Below are 16501 nucleotides of genomic sequence, written 5' to 3'. Positions count from 1 at the left end.
ACAATTAAGATGATGAAACCGGCTTGTCTAGCCAGAAGTTGTTTTTTTATTTCGTAGCTTAAAATGCGAATGCCGCAATTTGGACACATTTTCCAGAAGTCTGTCATAGGTCTGATTGGTGAATATCCTCACGCTACGGAAGTAGGCCTCATAAAACTATTACATTTAATAGAGGAAAAACTGGATTTGGACGCGAGATCTGGAATATATACTGTAGAACTTTCGGGAGATTGCGGAGAAAATATTCGCATCAATGCGAGAACTCGTGAACTATATTACAAGATTAAGGATGAAAGAAACCAAGCTCGGGCAGAAGAACGCAGTTTATCTCCCCAGGAGGCTCTGAAAGTTTCCAGCAACTGGGAGAACGTCAACAATCTTGGATTGCAGATTGTATATTCCGAAAGCCGTGATGTTGAAATATTGGCGTGGCTGATGGAAGCAAAGCTGAGGCTCGAGGGCTTCGCTGGTTTGCGTCGGGTTTACGAGATATGCGAGCATATTTTTCACAACCATTGGGAAAATATTTATTCGATCGACGACGATAGCGAGGAAGACAAGTTTGCTCCCTTTGCCGGATTAAACGGTATCGGGAGCGAGGGCTCACTCGTTCAACCGTTGCGGCTCACGTCCCTCGTTCCGGGAAAAAAGTTTGGCGAAAACAGCCTGTGGGACTTTCAGCTTGCTCAGCGACCAAATGAAACGGCGCTTAAAGAAGAGCTTGATCGGGCCGCCACGGAAGCAGGGAGCGCCGCGATGACGGCCCATCTCGCGGAGGTGAATGGCTGCCTTTCGGTCTTTGACCGGTTGATGGGGCTTTTGACGGAGCGTTGCGGTCAGTACGCGCCGCCAAGCTCTAATATCCGCAATGTGCTGATCGAGGCGGCAGCCGCTATCCGTGCTCTTGGTGGCCGCGATGCAGATCAAACCCAGATCCATGGGACGGAGCCCCCGGCAATCAACGATGATGCATCCACCCCCGTCGCAACACGCCCCTCGCCTTCTCTCAACCCAGAGGGTATCGGGTCTCGCGATGAGGCGTTTGAAACTCTTCTTCTGGTTGCGCGTTATTTCCGTCGAACTGAACCGCATTCACCGATCTCGTTGGCAATCGAGACATTGGTTCGCAGGGGGCGCATGGATTTTTCAGAACTGCTCGCCGAACTTCTTCCCGAAGCTCAGGCCCGCAATGCTGTCCTCACCGCAGCAGGCATCAAGCCTGGCGGCGAGAGCAATGGGAACCAATGAACCGGGTACAGATGCGGTGCTCTTCTCAATCAACCATGCGGATACGCATGAAGGAGGTCTAGATGGCAAGTGTTCATGAAAAGCTGGAGCGAGTTCGTAAGCCGCGCGTCCACATCAAATATGAGGTGGAAACGGAAGGCGCCATGGTGGTCAAGGAGTTGCCCTTCGTCGTGGGTGTCCTCGGCGACTTTTCGGGCAATCCCACTCAGCCACTCAAACCTTTTGGCGAGCGCAAGTTCGTCCAGGTCGATCGAGATAATTTTGACGAGGTGATGCGTCGCATGACGCCCGGCCTGAATATCTCGGTCCCCAACACGTTGGAGAAGGATGGTAGCGACATTCAGGTCAATCTGAAGTTCGAAAGCATGGAAGACTTCGAACCCGGCTCCGTTGTTCAACAGGTGCCGGCACTAAAGGCGCTTCTGGATGCCAGAAACGAACTTCGTGATCTCCTGTCAAAGGCTGATCGCTCCGAAGATCTTGAGCGCATGCTGGAAGACATCCTGCAGAACAAGACAGACCTGGCAAAGCTGGTTTCGGAACTGAAGGAAAAGAACGGTGCTGCCGAGTAATCGCGCGCCATCAAAATTTTCGAACAGCCCCACGACCGGGGATTTGAACGGTTCAAGCGGCGGCACCGGCCGCAAGTGGAAGGATTGAGATATGAGCGCCGAAAGCCTGCTGAAAAACGAAACACAGGCCACAACCGCCGAAGACCACGGACTGCTGTCCAAAGTCGTTGCCGCCACCAGGCAAACCGAACCGGACCGCGCGCAAAATCTGCTGCGCACACTGACCGACCAAGCCTTGAAGGGAACGGTCAAATACGACCGCAATCTGACGGTCACGCTAAATCACGCGATTGCCGAACTCGACAAAACAATTTCGGAGCAATTAGCGGCGATCATGCAGGCACCGGAATTCGCCAAACTAGAGGGGACTTGGCGCGGGCTGAATTACCTCGTCAAGAACTCCGAGACGAGCGTTAACCTCAAGATACGCGTGATGAATGCCGGTAAACGGGAAATCTCGCGGGATCTGGAAAAGGCAGTGGAGTTTGATCAGTCCCGCCTCTTCAAATCGATCTATGAAGACGAGTTCGGTACGCCGGGCGGCGAGCCGATCGGCGCTATCATAGGGGATTACGAGTTTGACAACTCCTTTGATGATGTCCAGATGCTCCAAGGTGTGTCCGCCATTGCGGCTGCGGCGTTCGCACCCTTCATCTCGGCCGCGAGCCCGCGAATGTTCGGCTTCGAGGATTATCGCGATCTCGCGCGTCCACGTGATCTCGAAAAGATTTTCGACACGGTGGAATATGCCAAATGGCGCAGCTTCCGTGAAAGCGACGATTCTCGCTTCGTGACGCTCGCCCTGCCCCGCGTGCTGGCGCGCATGCCCTACGGTCCAAAGACCAACCCAGTTGATGAGTTCAACTACGACGAAACAAAAGGAGCGCCGAATGGCGATCTGAAACACGACGAATATTGCTGGATGAACGCCGCTTACGTCATGGGGACGAAGCTCACCGATGCCTTTGCCAAGCATGGCTGGTGTACGGCGATCCGTGGCGCGGAAAATGGCGGCAAGGTTGAAAATCTGCCCATGCATGTGTTCTCGAGTGATGACGGCGATCTGGACCTCAAATGCCCGACCGAAGTCGGCATTACCGACCGTCGCGATGCCGAACTGGGGAAGCTCGGCTTCCTGCCGCTCTGCCACTACAAGAACACCGATTATGCCGTGTTCTTTGGCGCCCAGACGGCCCATAAGCCGAAGCTTTACGACAGGCCGGAGGCAACTGCCAATGCCGCCGTGTCGGCTCGCCTGCCCTATATCATGGCGACCTCTCGTTTCGCCCATTATCTCAAGGTCATGGGTCGCGACAAGATCGGCTCCTTCATGGAAGCTTCCGATTGTGAAGTCTGGCTTAATCGCTGGATTTCCAATTACGTCAATGCCAACGAGCAGGCGGGCGAGGAGAGCCGTGCCAAATATCCGCTACGTGAGGCAAAGGTTACCGTTCAGGAAGTTCCAGGCAAACCGGGTGCCTATAACGCGGTGGCTTGGATGCGCCCATGGTTGCAGATGGAAGAACTCACGACCTCGCTTCGCATGGTCGCTCGCATTCCGTCCAAGAACTGAACCATGTTGGACATATGCCTGCCATATGTCCACAGCATCCCTCGGAGCGTTGCTCATGGCGCCAAGGTCCTTCACGGACACCCGAAGTCTCGTCGATCAGCTCATCGCCTTCATTGACGAGGCGCTCAACGAGCAGGTCAACGCGATTTTGCACCATCGCGAGTTTCAAGCGATGGAAGCAAGATGGCGCGGGCTTGCCATGATCGTGCGTGAGGCATCGCGCAGTGACGAGGTAAAGGTCAAGCTGTTGAATGCCAGCTGGAGGGAGCTTGCCCGCAATCTCGAAAAAGCAACCGACTTCGACCAGAGCCAATTGTTCGAGATCGTCTACAACCGGGAATTCGGCATGCCGGGTGGCGAGCCGATCGGCCTGTTGATCGGAGATTACGCCTTCTCGCCGGATACCAGGGACGGTGTCGACTGCGTGACAGCACTGTCGCAGATCGGCATGGTCGCAGCCGCTGCCTTCTGCCCCTTCATCGCCGCCGCGTCTCCCGAAGCCGTGGGATTGCAGGATTTCTCCGAAATGAGCAGGGTCCATGATTTTTCCTGGCTTCGACAGGAAAAATCCCGGATGAGATGGAACGCGCTGCGTGCCCGTGACGACTCCCGCTTCATCGGCCTCGTCGCCCCGCGCATTCTGTTGCGATCGCCCTATCGGCCTTTTTCTCGACGCCGCAGCGATCCCTTCCCGTTCCAGGAACATATCGCCGAGGACGGCACGACACTCCTGTGGGGGAATCCAGCCTTCGCCTTCGGCACGGTCGTCGTGCGAAACTTCATTGATAGCGGCTGGTTTGCCGACATACGTGGTGTCACGCAGGACACGGTCGATGGCGGGATGCTCTCCCCCTATCAACTTCCACCGCTGGACTTCGGGCTGGAAAGCAATGGGCTTTCCGCGCAGCCACCGGTCGAGGTGCAACTGTCGACGGGCCAGGAGCAGCAATTTTCCGATCTCGGACTCGTCCCGATCTCCACCACGTATTTGTCCAGCGTGGCAATCTTCAATGCCAATCAATCGCTGCATGCGCCAGGGCATTACTCAAGCGAAAGCGCGCGACAGAACGCCCGTATTGCCGCCATGCTGCAATATGTGCTCTGTGCCTCCCGCTTCTCGCATTATCTCAAAGTCATCATGCGTGACGATATCGGTCAACTTAGCGACGCAACTGCGATCGAACGCAAACTCGAAACCTGGCTGTCATCCTACACGCTCGGGAACGATGATGCTGAGGTGGCGCTGAGAACACGTTACCCACTTCGCTCGGCTGGCATCAGCGTCTTCGAGATCCCCGGTAAACCCGGTAGTTTCTCCTGTACCGTGCGTATCCAGCCGCACTTCCAGCTGGATGATGTTTCCACCAGCTTCCATCTGATCGCCGAGACGGCGGTACCGTCTGCGTCCCCATCGTGGACACCGGCCGAGCCTAAGAGGATCTCCGCATGACATTGCGCGCCGACATTTCCGATCTTCTTGACGAGAACCAGGTCGCGACCGCCCTTGAACTCGCGAGGGATAAGGTCAAATCGTCACCGTCCGACAAGGAGGCCAGACACCTCTACATCGATCTTTTAATTCTGGCCCGCGATTACGAAAAGGCCGACGCGCAGTGTAACCTGGCAGCGACCTTCTCGCCGCAGGATAGTGTCGGATTTTCGCTGTTGCGCCAGCAGTTGCGCGCTATGGCGGCGCGGGACGCGTGGTTCGAAAACGCCGCCGTACCGGAATTCCCTGGCGGACCAAGTGAACTCGATCAACTGGCGATCAGGGCGAATATCGCCGCACGTGAGAGCAACATCATCGAAGCCGCTGACGCCTTGAGCGAGCTGGATGAGAAACGAGGCGACGTATCAATCGTCGTCAATGGCAAAAGGGCCAGTGATATCCGTGACCTTGACGATCGTGTTCCGCATGCACTTGAAGTTCTGACCAATGGCGGCAGGTATCTCTGGATCGGTTTTGACCGCATCGAAACTCTCATGATCGGGCCGATGACGCGTCCGCGCGACCTCGCTTATCGCGATGGCGAGCTGACGCTCAAGGATGGCGCCGTGGCGTCGGTGCTTTTGCCCGCGATCTATCACGGGGCGGACAAGGCGGCTGTTCTGCTGCTTGGCCGAGAGACACGCTGGGACGAGGAAAGCAGCCCACTCGTCACGGGTGAGGGTCAGAGATGCCTGTTGATCGGCGACGACCTCGTGCCCTTCCACGAAATCACAAGAATTTCCGCGGCACCTCAGGAAAGTGAAAGGAAATCCGCGCGTGGTTGATCCGCTGGAGCAATATCGGCCGAAGCAGAGAACCCTATCCCGCTCCGTGCTGGACAGGCTGCTGGACGATGCGCCCGAGATGGAGACCGATCCGCCAGTCAGCCTCTCGGATCAAGTTAGGGAGATGCGAGAAGTGATACGCCGCGACCTTGAGGCACTTCTCAACACCCGACGAAATCCCTCGGGTCCACCGGGCGCGCTTAAAGAACTTAATGATGCACTGGTTTCCTATGGCATGGACGGCGTCTTGTCGGCGAATCTTGTGACGGATGCGTCCAAGGATAAGCTTGCGCAAAGCATCGAGCGTCGCATCTCCATGTTCGAGACCCGCCTCTCCGATGTACGGGTTACGATCCTGAAGAACCGTATGGAGGGTGAGCGCGCCTTGCGCATGAGGATCCAGGCAACGTTTCGGCTGCATGAGGGGATGCCCCCGATCAGCTTTGAATCGAAAATCGATCCATCGACACAGCGTTTCCTCGTGGAGACCACCAATGGCTGATGGTTTTCTCGATAAATACAACGATGAGCTTTACGCACTGAGAAAGCGGGCATCACGCTTTGCGGCGGCCTTTCCCAAAATCGCCGGACGGCTGCGCATGACAGGAGATGTCGCCGACGATCCCCATGTCGAGCGTTTGATCCAAAGCTTTGCCTATTCCGCCGCGCGCGTGCGCCAAAAGCTGGATGATGAATTTCCTGAGCTTTCCGACAGTCTGCTCGAAACGCTTTACCCCCATTATTTGGCGCCGCTGCCATCCATGAGCGTCGTGCAGTTCGAGCCAGGCGCTACACTTGCGACGGTTCAGAGGCTCGCGCGCCATAGTGAGATTCTGGCAGAGCCCATTAATGGCGAGAGCTGCCGCTTCCGCACCACGCAGGATGTTGAAATCACGCCTCTTGCCATCTCTGGAGCAACGCTTTCCGGCCAACCCATCGATGCGCCGTTTTCAACCTCGTCGGCAGGTGCAGCGAGCTGCTTGCGGATCTCACTGCGTACCACCTCTCCGAGGCCCTCTACATTTCAGGAAATGGGGCTCGCGAAGCTACAACTGTTCATTTCCTCGGCTTGGCAACAAGCGACAGCGCTCTATGAATTGCTCGCCAATAATTGCGTGGGAATGGCGCTGGCACGCCATGCGGATGATCCGCAGGCGGTCTTCCTTCCTGCGAACAATCTAAAACCTTCCGGCTTTGCGCGCGACCAAGCCATGCTGCCCTATCCCCCAAACAGCTTTGATGGTTACCGTCTCCTCACGGAATTCTTTGCGCTACCGCAAAAGTTCCTGTTCATCGACATTGACGGCCTCGACCGCTGGTCCGGTGGCGACTGCGAGCTCTACATCTATTTGAAGACCGCAGATGCTAGGCTTGAACGCATGGTCTCAGCCAAGGATCTGGTGCTGAACGCATCGCCAGTCATCAATCTCTTTCAGCAAAGCTGCGAGCCTTTGAGCCTAGACGGTACGAGGACGGAGTATCGGCTCTTGCCGGACGCGCGCCGTCAGCGCACGCGCGAAATCTACTCGGTCGAGAATGTTCAACTCACAACCCGCGACGGGCAGGTCGAGAAGACATCACCGTTTTTTGGCCGCACGCAGAAAAGCAACGGTTCGAATGTCTTCTGGCAAACCTACCGCCGCTTCGATGAGGATGATGCTTCTTCCGACACCGATATTGCCTTTGTCGACGAGAAGCGAGGACCGCTAGGGCCAATCGATATTGTCGCCAGTGTCGATACGCTGTGCCTCAACCGCGAACTGCCGAGCCAGTTGCCCTTCGGCGGCGGACACCCCTACTTGCAACTCTCTGCCGGTAACGAGGCAGTTCAGTCGATCAACGCGCTGATGCCGCCGACACCCGCCATCCGCATGAACGAGCGGAGCGCTCGCGAATGGCGCCTGATCTCTCACCTGCTGCTGAACCACCTCTCTCTGTTCGACAATGGTGGCGCGCCGCTAAAAGACATTCTGTCGCTCTATGCCTTTCGGGATTCGCCCGAAACCCGTCAGCTGGTCGATTCAATTTCCAACGTCGAGGCACAAAATTCCCATGCGCGACTTGGTTCCGCTATGGTGCCTGGAACGGATGTAACGGTAGAGTTTGATCCATCGCTGATCGACAGGGCAGCAGCCTATGTCTTTGCCAATGTTCTCAACCACTTCTTTGGTCTCTATACCTCCATCAACAGCTTTACGCGCCTGACCGTGACCATGCGTGGCCATTCCGAGCCGATTGCCCGATGGCCTGCGCGTGCGGCAGATCGCCCGCTGCTTTAGGAGAGCCCATGCAAACCCAAGCAGAAAGCCTTAAGCAAAAACAGGAAGTGCTCCTCAGCCGCGATCCCGGTCGTTTCGATCCACCAACGGCGTTTCGTGTGGCACAGCACATCGCCGACGGCGAGAAACTGACTGTCGGCGCGCACGGCGGGACGAGCCCTATCACGGCTTTCGTCGGTGGCTTCCGCAAAAAGGGTGCGGATGCGGACCTGCGCTCCGCACTTGCTCCTATCGTCGGACCGCTCGGCTCATTGCCTCCCGCCTATAACGAACTCCTTCAGCGAGAAGAGCGCAATCGGTCCAAGGCGCTTGCCAGCTTCTTCAACCTGTTTGCTACTCGTTTCACTGAACTATTTGTTTCTGCGACGGAAAAATACCGGCTGGCACGCGGACTTCGCTGGTCGGACAATCAGAAAGCAACTGCATTTCGCAGGACGCTATTGTCCCTGACGGGCTTCGGCACAATGGGTACCGCACAACAAGCCGGCGTGAAGCAGGATGTGCTGCTTCGCTTCAGCGGCCTGCTTGCTAACCGCACCAGAAATGCAACGGGGCTTACCTCGATGCTTTGTGAGTTCACGGGCCTACCTGTTAAGGTCAAACAGTTCCGGCGCCGGTGGGTATCGATCCCAAGCCATGAGCAGAGCCAGTTGGGCCAGCACGGCGGGCTCCTTTTGGGGCAAAACACGACAGCCGGAAGCAGCATTGAGGACTTTGCCGGTGGTTTCCGGATCGTCATCGGACCGGTCGGCTACGCCGATTATCTGGCGCTATCGCCCGGCTCCCACCGTCTCTCGGAGATCTTCGCGTTGACTCGGCTTTTCACCGGCAGCGCACTCGAATTCGATGTGCAGGTGATCCTGAGAAAAGAAGATATCCCCTTTTGTCAGCTCGGCCAGACAGACACGCCCGCACGGCTTGGCTGGAATAGCTGGGCGCGCGTAGCACCTGCGGACAAAGACAGCGCGGATGCGATCGTAACCGAACGCGAGGGTAGTGCGCTCGGTCGCTTGGGGGCTAAAGCATGAAACTGGTGCTGAAGGAAAAGCAACCGGATGGCCGCTTCCAGCCGTCGCGCTGGACTTTCGAACACGGCAAGCGCATGCTTGGCCGATCCAACGAATGCGACTGGCAAATCGTTGATGGCGAACGGCGCGTCTCCAAGCTTCACTGCACCCTAGTGCGCGAGGGGCAGCGCTTCTCCATCATCGATCAGAGCGCGAATGGCACAATGGTCGATGGTCGATTGCTGCTCGAAGGTCAATCGGCGCCCTTAAACAACGGCTCGCGGATCGATATCGGCAGCCAAACCTTCGAAGTCGCCATCATGGGCGAACCGGATATGGATTTCGGCGATCCTGACCAGGCGTTGAGGGTCAGCGACGAGCAATTGACCATCTCCGCCATTCTTTCCGATATCGCCCCAGCCGGACGCTCGGCCAGCGGAGTGCTTGGTAACGCTATCGCCAATGACGACTGGCCGGATGACATCAATCACAGCGTCCCCAAAAGGGGGAAATCGATCTCCCGCAATGTGGAGATCGGCTGGAGCGGGCCACCCTCGCCCACGGGCATTGGAGCCATCCTGCCAGACGATTGGAACGAAGAGCCAGCGGAAAGCAGCAGGCACGAGCATACGGATGCCCTGAACACTCCAGTCAAGGTCTCACGGCCCGTCACCCAAGCGCGTGACGACTTCGACACCATTTTTACCGAGCCTGATCAGGTGCTCGGTGCCGAACCCGTGGAGTCCGTTGCCTTACCGTCAAACAGGGCTCTCACTGAACTCATTTCCCAACTGGAGAAGGCGTATGCAGACAGCCTCGCAGCCCTCGGCATTGAGGATGAGTTGGATGACCATATTGAACATGCCAGTCTGGCTGCCCGGCTTGAGACACTGGTGCGACAACAGAGACTTCTTTCAAACTCACTGGACAATCTGATGCGTGTCTCCACGCAAAGGCTCGAACCGAGATTGTTGGAGGCGAAAGCCGATCTCGGCAACGATCTACGCGCGAAGATCGAGCGCAAAGACTGGCGAGGCATTCTTTCCGGGCCAGACTATTGGGCCTTCTACAAAAGGCAATTCGAAGAAAACGGACGCCAGTTGTCGGTCCAGCAATTCCTACAGCGCGCCGCGCTTGGAGAGGCCATGGAGCTGGACGATACGACGAGCAAAAAATCACAGTATCAGGGGGTGAGCAAGCAAGATGAGGCATGAGAATCGCGTTGCCTGGAGCGAGGGAATGTTCCTTCGCGTTCAACATTTCCAGCAGTCCGATCGCTGGACCGAGCGATTGGTGCGCAACACGACGCGCAACCTTTCTGCCTATCCCTGGGGCGTCGCCGAAGTCGGCGTGGACCGCAGTGCGCTTGCGATCGGCCAGTTCGCGCTTTCGAATATCCGAGGGATACTACCTGACGGCACGCCGTTCGAAGCTCCGGGAGATACCGACCTTCCTCCTCCACTGGAATTGGACGAGACGGTCAAGAACGCCACCCTCTATCTGGCGCTTCCGGCCCGCCGACCCGGTAAGGCCGATATGTCGTCGATTCCGAGGCCTGAGACCAACAGTGTTCGTTTCGTCGCCTCGAGCTACGAGGCGACGGACGCCAATGTGGATACCGATTTCGTCGCGCCGATCGATGTCGGTCGCCTCAGCCTGAAATTCCTGAAGACCGGTGACGATGTCTCCGGCTATGATCTGATAGGACTGGCGCGCGTCGTCGAAGTGCGATCCGATCGTGCCGTCATTCTTGATCCAGATTTTATCCCGCCTAGCCTCAATTGCGCAGCGTCATCCCGCCTGAATGAGTTGATGACGGAGCTTCTCGGCATCGTTCGCCATCGCGCCCAGGCAATCTCCGAACGCATCGGCGACCCAACGATCCGTGGCACGGCGGAAGTCGGCGATTACTTTCTACTGCAAATCCTGAATCGCGCCGATCCGCTGCTGGCCCATCTTGCGGCTAACGCCACGCGTATGCATCCGATCCGCTTCTACGAAGAGTGCCTCCAGCTCGCCGGCGAGCTTGCCACCTTCACAACGGAGAAGAAGCGCGCCACGGATTTTCTGCCCTACCGCCATGACGATCTGAAAGCCAGTTTTGCCGCTGTCTTCGATGACCTGCGAGCATCGCTCTCTGCGGTACTCGAACAGGCCGCCGTCGCAATCGAGCTCGTCGAGCGTCGCCATGGCGTGCGGGTCGGAACGATCCACGACCGTGGGCTTCTCCGCGATGCAGGCTTCGTGCTTGCGGTGCGGGCCGACATGCCAGCCGAAGATATTCGCCGCCGGCTGCCGGCGCAGATCAAGGTCGGGCCGGTCGAGCGGATCTCGGAGCTGGTCAATGTTGCGTTGCCGGGTATTCCGGTACGCTCGCTGCCGGTCCTGCCACGCCAGCTCCCTTATCGCTCCGGTACCATCTATTTCGAAATCGATACCAAGGCACCCTTGTGGAAACAACTCGAGACATCCGGCGCAATCGCTCTGCATCTGGCAGGCGATTTCCCCGGACTTGAGATGGAAATGTGGGCGTTACGCGAATGAGTGACCAAAAGTCCTCCTCATGGCAGGATCTGCCGACGGTGGTGGAAATTACCGAGGAAAGCCGTCAACGCAATCAGAGTTCTCGCAATATGGCGGCGTTGCTTGACGACATCATCGAGCCCACCGACCCGGTCGAGCGATCGCACGGCGAAAAGGGCGCATTGCCCATCGATTCTCTGCTGTCGAACTTCCGTTTCGGCGGAGAGGAGGTGCCGACGCTGGTGCAATCTGCCGCGCCGCTGCTCAACCTCGCCCACGTGCTTCGTTTCAGCGATGTGCAGCCGGATCCGGACCATCTACGCCGCGCTTGCCTCGAAGCCATTACGCGCTATGAACGCGACCTTGCGTCTGCTCGGATCAGCCCTGAACGTGCCAGAGCCGCCCACTATGTCGTCTGCGCCACTGTGGACGACGTGATCCTCAGCAAGCCCTGGGGTGTCAGGGCTGGTTGGGCGCGCTCAGGCCTCGTCTCCACCTTCCACAACGACGTGACGGGCGGCGATCGGGTCTTCGATATTCTGGATCATTTCCATCAGTCGCCTGGTGCCAACAAGGACCTGCTGCTGCTGATCTATCTGTGCCTTTCGCTTGCATTTGAAGGACGCACCCGTGTTTCTCCCAAAGGCGCACTGGAACTCGCCCGCATCCGGGACAGTCTCTATAAGACCCTGATCGGCCAATATGGCGTGTTCGAACGCGAACTTTCCCCCCACTGGCAGGGCGTAGAAGCGCGGCATACGCCCTTGAAAACCATGTCGGCGCTGTGGACCTTGCTGTCGATTTTGGCACTCGCCTTTGCACTTGGCTATCTCTTCTTCACGCTGTCACTCAACGACGCCTCCGATGCGACATTCGAGCGCCTTGCCAAGCTACCGCCAACCCAAACACCGAGCGTTCTGATTGCAGCACCGCCTGCCCCGCCCGAACCGCCTCAGGCTAAGGAGGAAGCACCGAAGGTCGCCGAAGCACCGCCAGTGATAAAGCCGCCTGAGCCAACTAGGCTTCAAAAGCTGATGGAGTTCCTCGAGCCGGAAGTCCAGCAGAAGCTGGTGACGCTGGCCGAAGTGAACGGACGTCTGAGAGTTCGCATCAACAATTCCGGCCTCTTCGAGACAGGCAGCGCCGAGGTGAGCCCGAAGTTCCGCGATCTGATCCAGCGCATCGGCGGGGCATTGTCGGCGGAGAAATTCCGCGCCGTGGTCATCGGCTACACGGATAATGTGCCAATCAAAACCGTTCAGTTCCCGTCCAACTGGCACCTGTCCGAAGCGCGCGCAAAAGCCGTCGGCGATCTTCTTGCCCAATTTACCGGCCAGGAAGCAATCCTGACCGAGGGACGCGCAGACAGCGATCCGATCGCGGACAACAATACGTCCGAGGGGCGGGAGATGAACCGCCGCACTGAAATCATGGTGCTGACCAATCCAGACGAGAAACTGAGCGACGCCGGCATTCTCTCGCCAACCATCACCACGACACCGGGACAGCAGCCAGGAGCCCAGCAATGAATCCGCTGAGTTACTTTTATACAATCCGGGCTTATGTCGAAAGCTATGCCTCGCTCGTCGGGCGTCGCTTCATCTCGCTTCTGTGGGCCATTGCCCTTTGCGTCGTCATCTGGTTCTACGGCTATCTTGTCGCCTTCGGCAATTTCAAACCGTTCGGCACGACGCAAGCGCGGCTTATCGCCATCGGCGTCATTCTCCTCGTCTGGGTCGTATATATCAGCATTGCCCTGTTGCGCGCCCGCAAACAGGACAAGGAACTGATCGACAGCCTTGAGCAGGAGGCGCTCGCCAATCGCAATGCAGAAGTGGGCGAAATCCAGACGCGGCTAAAGGAAGCGCTGGCGCTTCTACGCCGCATCACCAAAAAGCGCTTCGGCTATATCTACGATCTCCCTTGGTATGTGATCTTTGGTGCTCCGGGCTCAGGCAAGACCACGGCACTGACAAATTCCGGCCTGCAATTTCCCTTGGGTGACGCGATAGGAGAAAACGCCGTCCGGGGCGTTGGCGGAACGCGAAACTGCAATTGGTGGTTCTCCGACGAAGCGATCCTGATCGACACCGCCGGTCGCTATACGACGCAGGATGATCTGGATGGGTCCTCAAAAGCCGGCTGGGAGGGGTTCCTCAATCTGCTTCGGCGCTACCGCCGTTCGCAGCCGATCAACGGCGCATTGGTGACGCTATCGATCCACGATCTTCTGACCCGCGATCCGGAAGAACAGCGGCAGGAACTTCGTTCGCTGCGCCAACGCCTGTCCGAGCTCGACGAATATCTCCATGCGCGCGTCCCTGTTTATCTGGTGCTGACCAAGGCCGACCTTCTGGATGGTTTCGTGGAATTCTTCGATGGCTTCAACAAGACTGACCGCAAGCAGGTATGGGGCACGACCTTCAAGCTGGACGAGAGCTACACGTCCCAGTCTCTACCCCAACGCTTCCTGGAAGAATTCGAGCTTCTTCAACAGCGCGTGGATGCCATGCTCATCGAGCGGCTGCAGCAGGAACAGAATACAGAAATCCGCGGGCGCATCTTCCGCTTCCCGGCAGAACTTGCCAAGTTGAAGGATCGCTTGCACGAGGCATTGACTGAACTTTGTGCCAGTTCCCCCCTCATCGAGGCACCGCTTCTGCGCGGCGTCTATTTTGCTTCGGGTACCCAAGAAGAGACGGACATCGCAACGACGCGGACGCGACGAAGCTACTTCCTGTCACGCCTGTTCAAGGATGTCATCTTCCCGGAAGCAGCGCTCGTCATGCGCGACAAGCGCCTGTCGGGGCGCCAGCAGTTGGTTCGGCGTCTGGCCTATGGTGCAGCAGCAATTGTCGCCGCGATCGTCTTTACCGGTTGGATCAGTACCTATTACTCAAACACCCAGGCGCTTGCCGAAGCGGATCAGAGGCTCGACACCTATGAACGGCTGGTGCAGGGGATTCCCGTGCGGGATGTGTCCGATGCGGATTTTCTGCGCATCATGCCCGCTTTGGACAATCTGCGGGACGCCAGCTCTGGCTTTTCCAAGGACCGTCTGTGGAATATCAGCTTTGGCCTCGATCAGAAGGACAAGATCGCCGGACGCCAGAGAGATGCCTATCAACGCGCCCTCAACGCCCTTCTTCTACCGCGCATGATCGTGCAATTGCAGAAGCAGTTGGAGGACGAGAAGGATGTCACGCGAACATTCAATTCGCTGAAACTGTATGGCATGCTGGGCGGGCTTGGCGGTCTGGATCGCGATTTCATGACGGTGCAGGCTGAAGACATGTTTGCTTCTCTTTATCCTGGCGACGGCAGAGCAGCAGCGCGCGCCTCCCTTAATGACCATGCCCGCGCCCTTGCCAATGGAAATCTCGCTCCCATCGAACTCGATGCCCGATTGATTGCTAAGGCACGTGAGACGATCAAGGACCAGGGTGTCAGCGCACGTGCTTACGACATCCTCGCAGGCTTGCCGCAAGCGCGGGCTCTGCCGGAATGGACACCAGCCGCAGCTTTCGGGCCGCTCGGAGAGCGCGCCTTCGAGCGCCGCAGCAAGACACCCATGGTGGACGGCATCGAAGGTCTGTTCACCGCGAATGGCTATCGCAATGTGGTGATCCCGCAAGTGGCCTATGCCTCGCGCGTGGCGCTCTCCGAAGCCTGGGTTCGCGGCTCCGATGACGCCGTGCGTGGCGCGACAGTGGAACAGGTGGCTGAGGCCGCATTGCAGATCTACTTCGACCGTTTCGAAAAGCGCTGGGCGGATGTGCTCTCGGACATCCGGGTGAAGCCATCGCAAACACTGGGTGATGCCGTCGAGACCACGCGCATTTTGGCAAACGACCGGAATATAGTCGTGGAAGCAGCCAAGTCCATTGCCGATGCAACCGACCTACGGCCGAATGCCGGTGCGAACATTACCACACTCGCCTCCACTGCCGATGGCGACGCAACGGCGACGATCCTTTCGGCGACGGTCAATGCCGTCGATCCCTATGCGCGGCTGCGCGATATGCTGGCTGAAAAATCTGGGGGCTCGGTAGCGGACGCCCAGTCGGCAGAGAACAAGACAGCCGGCACTCCATCCGAACAACTTCTCGCCAACCTGAAGACACTCAACGAACAACTGGCGCGCTCTTCCACCACCTCGGACGAGGTGGCAAAGATCTTCGATGTTGACAGTCAATTGACCAAGTCCAATCAGGACCTGCTGCAACAGGCGCGGCAACTGCCTGCCCCGCTGGACGTCTGGATCGCTGGCATTGCGGCAGATGTGGGATCACTTGCGGTGAAATCCGCACGCAGCCGCATCGCCGATCTTTGGGCTTCGGACTCTGCGTCGCTGTGCTCGTCGGTCGTTGCCGGACGATACCCATTTGACCGGGCATCCTCGAGAGATGTGGCGATGGCGGACTTTACCAGGCTTTTCGGACCGAAGGGTGTCTTCCAGACTTTCTTCAAGCAGCGGATGGAGCCCTTCGTCGACAAGACGACGGCGCCGTGGAGCTGGAAGGGCACCTTTGGCTCGGCGGGGATTCCAAGTGAAGCCATCGCCCAGTTCGAAAATGCCGACAAAATTTCTCGGGCATTTTTCCCGAATGGCAGCGAGGTGCCGGTCGTTTCGATCAATGTGAAGCCGGTCTCGCTCAGCGAGCAGTCCAGTGCTGTCATGCTGGAAATTGAAGGAGAACGGGTGGTTTACTACCACGGTCCAATCCAGGCGAAATCGATCCACTGGCCTTCTCAGGAGAATTCCGCCAACCTGTCTCGCATCGCATTTCAGCCAGGCGGCTGGCAGCAGGCGAAGACCGAAAATGGCGATTGGTCTCCCTTCCGGCTGTTCGATGATGCGACAATCGAGGCCCAGACGGGCGACATCCTCCGGGCGCGCTTCGAAAATGACGGGCAGACCGCGGAGTTCGACATTCAGTTCGGATCTGTCCTTAATCCCTTCAGGTTGGATGCGCTGTCGCAATTTTCCTGCCCGACACAATTTTGACCAGAGGTGAGAAGACC

The 16501-nt window shown here is 57.6% G+C and carries 12 protein-coding genes; all 12 read left to right on the top strand.

All coding sequences use genetic code 11. The features are described from left to right. Positions 1-243 precede the first annotated feature (243 nt). Positions 244-1248, top strand: a complete 1005-nt coding sequence (gene tssA, locus QE408_RS08510) for a type VI secretion system protein TssA (RefSeq protein WP_373465525.1) — start codon at positions 244-246, stop codon at positions 1246-1248. 62 nt (positions 1249-1310) lie between these two features. Continuing rightward, positions 1311-1820, top strand: coding sequence for a type VI secretion system contractile sheath small subunit (gene tssB, locus QE408_RS08505; RefSeq protein WP_306930106.1), 510 nt, complete (start codon positions 1311-1313; stop codon positions 1818-1820). A gap of 91 nt (positions 1821-1911) precedes the next feature. Then, the gene (gene tssC / locus QE408_RS08500) at positions 1912-3393 is read left to right on the top strand and encodes a type VI secretion system contractile sheath large subunit (protein ID WP_306930104.1); all 1482 of its coding nucleotides are present in this window, start codon (positions 1912-1914) and stop codon (positions 3391-3393) included. 55 nt (positions 3394-3448) lie between these two features. Then, a complete protein-coding gene (tssC, locus tag QE408_RS08495; RefSeq protein ID WP_306930103.1) occupies positions 3449-4843 on the top strand; it encodes a type VI secretion system contractile sheath large subunit in 1395 nt (464 codons plus the stop codon). Beyond that, a complete protein-coding gene (locus QE408_RS08490; RefSeq protein WP_306930102.1) occupies positions 4840-5667 on the top strand; it encodes a type VI secretion system accessory protein TagJ in 828 nt (275 codons plus the stop codon). Before tssC (QE408_RS08495) ends, QE408_RS08490 begins: the two co-directional genes overlap by 4 nt. Continuing rightward, on the top strand, positions 5660-6169 hold the full coding sequence (gene tssE, locus QE408_RS08485; RefSeq protein ID WP_306930101.1) for a type VI secretion system baseplate subunit TssE: 510 nt from the start codon (positions 5660-5662) through the stop codon (positions 6167-6169). Before QE408_RS08490 ends, tssE begins: the two co-directional genes overlap by 8 nt. Further along, positions 6162-7946 (top strand): type VI secretion system baseplate subunit TssF, encoded by a 1785-nt coding sequence (gene tssF, locus QE408_RS08480; protein ID WP_306930099.1) that lies wholly within the window; start codon positions 6162-6164, stop codon positions 7944-7946. Before tssE ends, tssF begins: the two co-directional genes overlap by 8 nt. An 8-nt stretch (positions 7947-7954) precedes the next feature. Continuing rightward, a complete protein-coding gene (tssG, locus tag QE408_RS08475) occupies positions 7955-8974 on the top strand; it encodes a type VI secretion system baseplate subunit TssG (protein WP_306930097.1) in 1020 nt (339 codons plus the stop codon). Further along, on the top strand, positions 8971-10167 hold the full coding sequence (locus QE408_RS08470; RefSeq protein ID WP_306930096.1) for an FHA domain-containing protein: 1197 nt from the start codon (positions 8971-8973) through the stop codon (positions 10165-10167). Before tssG ends, QE408_RS08470 begins: the two co-directional genes overlap by 4 nt. Then, positions 10157-11497, top strand: coding sequence for a type VI secretion system baseplate subunit TssK (gene tssK / locus QE408_RS08465; RefSeq protein ID WP_062426848.1), 1341 nt, complete (start codon positions 10157-10159; stop codon positions 11495-11497). Before QE408_RS08470 ends, tssK begins: the two co-directional genes overlap by 11 nt. Continuing rightward, entirely contained in the window at positions 11494-13005 is a 1512-nt protein-coding gene (gene tssL, locus QE408_RS08460) for a type VI secretion system protein TssL, long form (protein WP_306930094.1), read from the top strand. Before tssK ends, tssL begins: the two co-directional genes overlap by 4 nt. Beyond that, positions 13002-16484 carry a type VI secretion system membrane subunit TssM gene (tssM, locus tag QE408_RS08455; protein WP_306930093.1) on the top strand — a complete coding sequence of 1161 codons (3483 nt, stop codon included), beginning with the start codon at positions 13002-13004 and terminating at the stop codon, positions 16482-16484. Before tssL ends, tssM begins: the two co-directional genes overlap by 4 nt. Positions 16485-16501 lie beyond the last annotated feature (17 nt).

Origin of the sequence: Agrobacterium larrymoorei, assembly GCF_030819275.1 — a bacterium.
GTDB classification, from domain to species: Bacteria; Pseudomonadota; Alphaproteobacteria; order Rhizobiales; family Rhizobiaceae; genus Agrobacterium; species Agrobacterium larrymoorei_B.
Note: the sequence above shows the minus strand (reverse complement) of the source record. Positions and strands in the feature narration are given on the sequence as shown.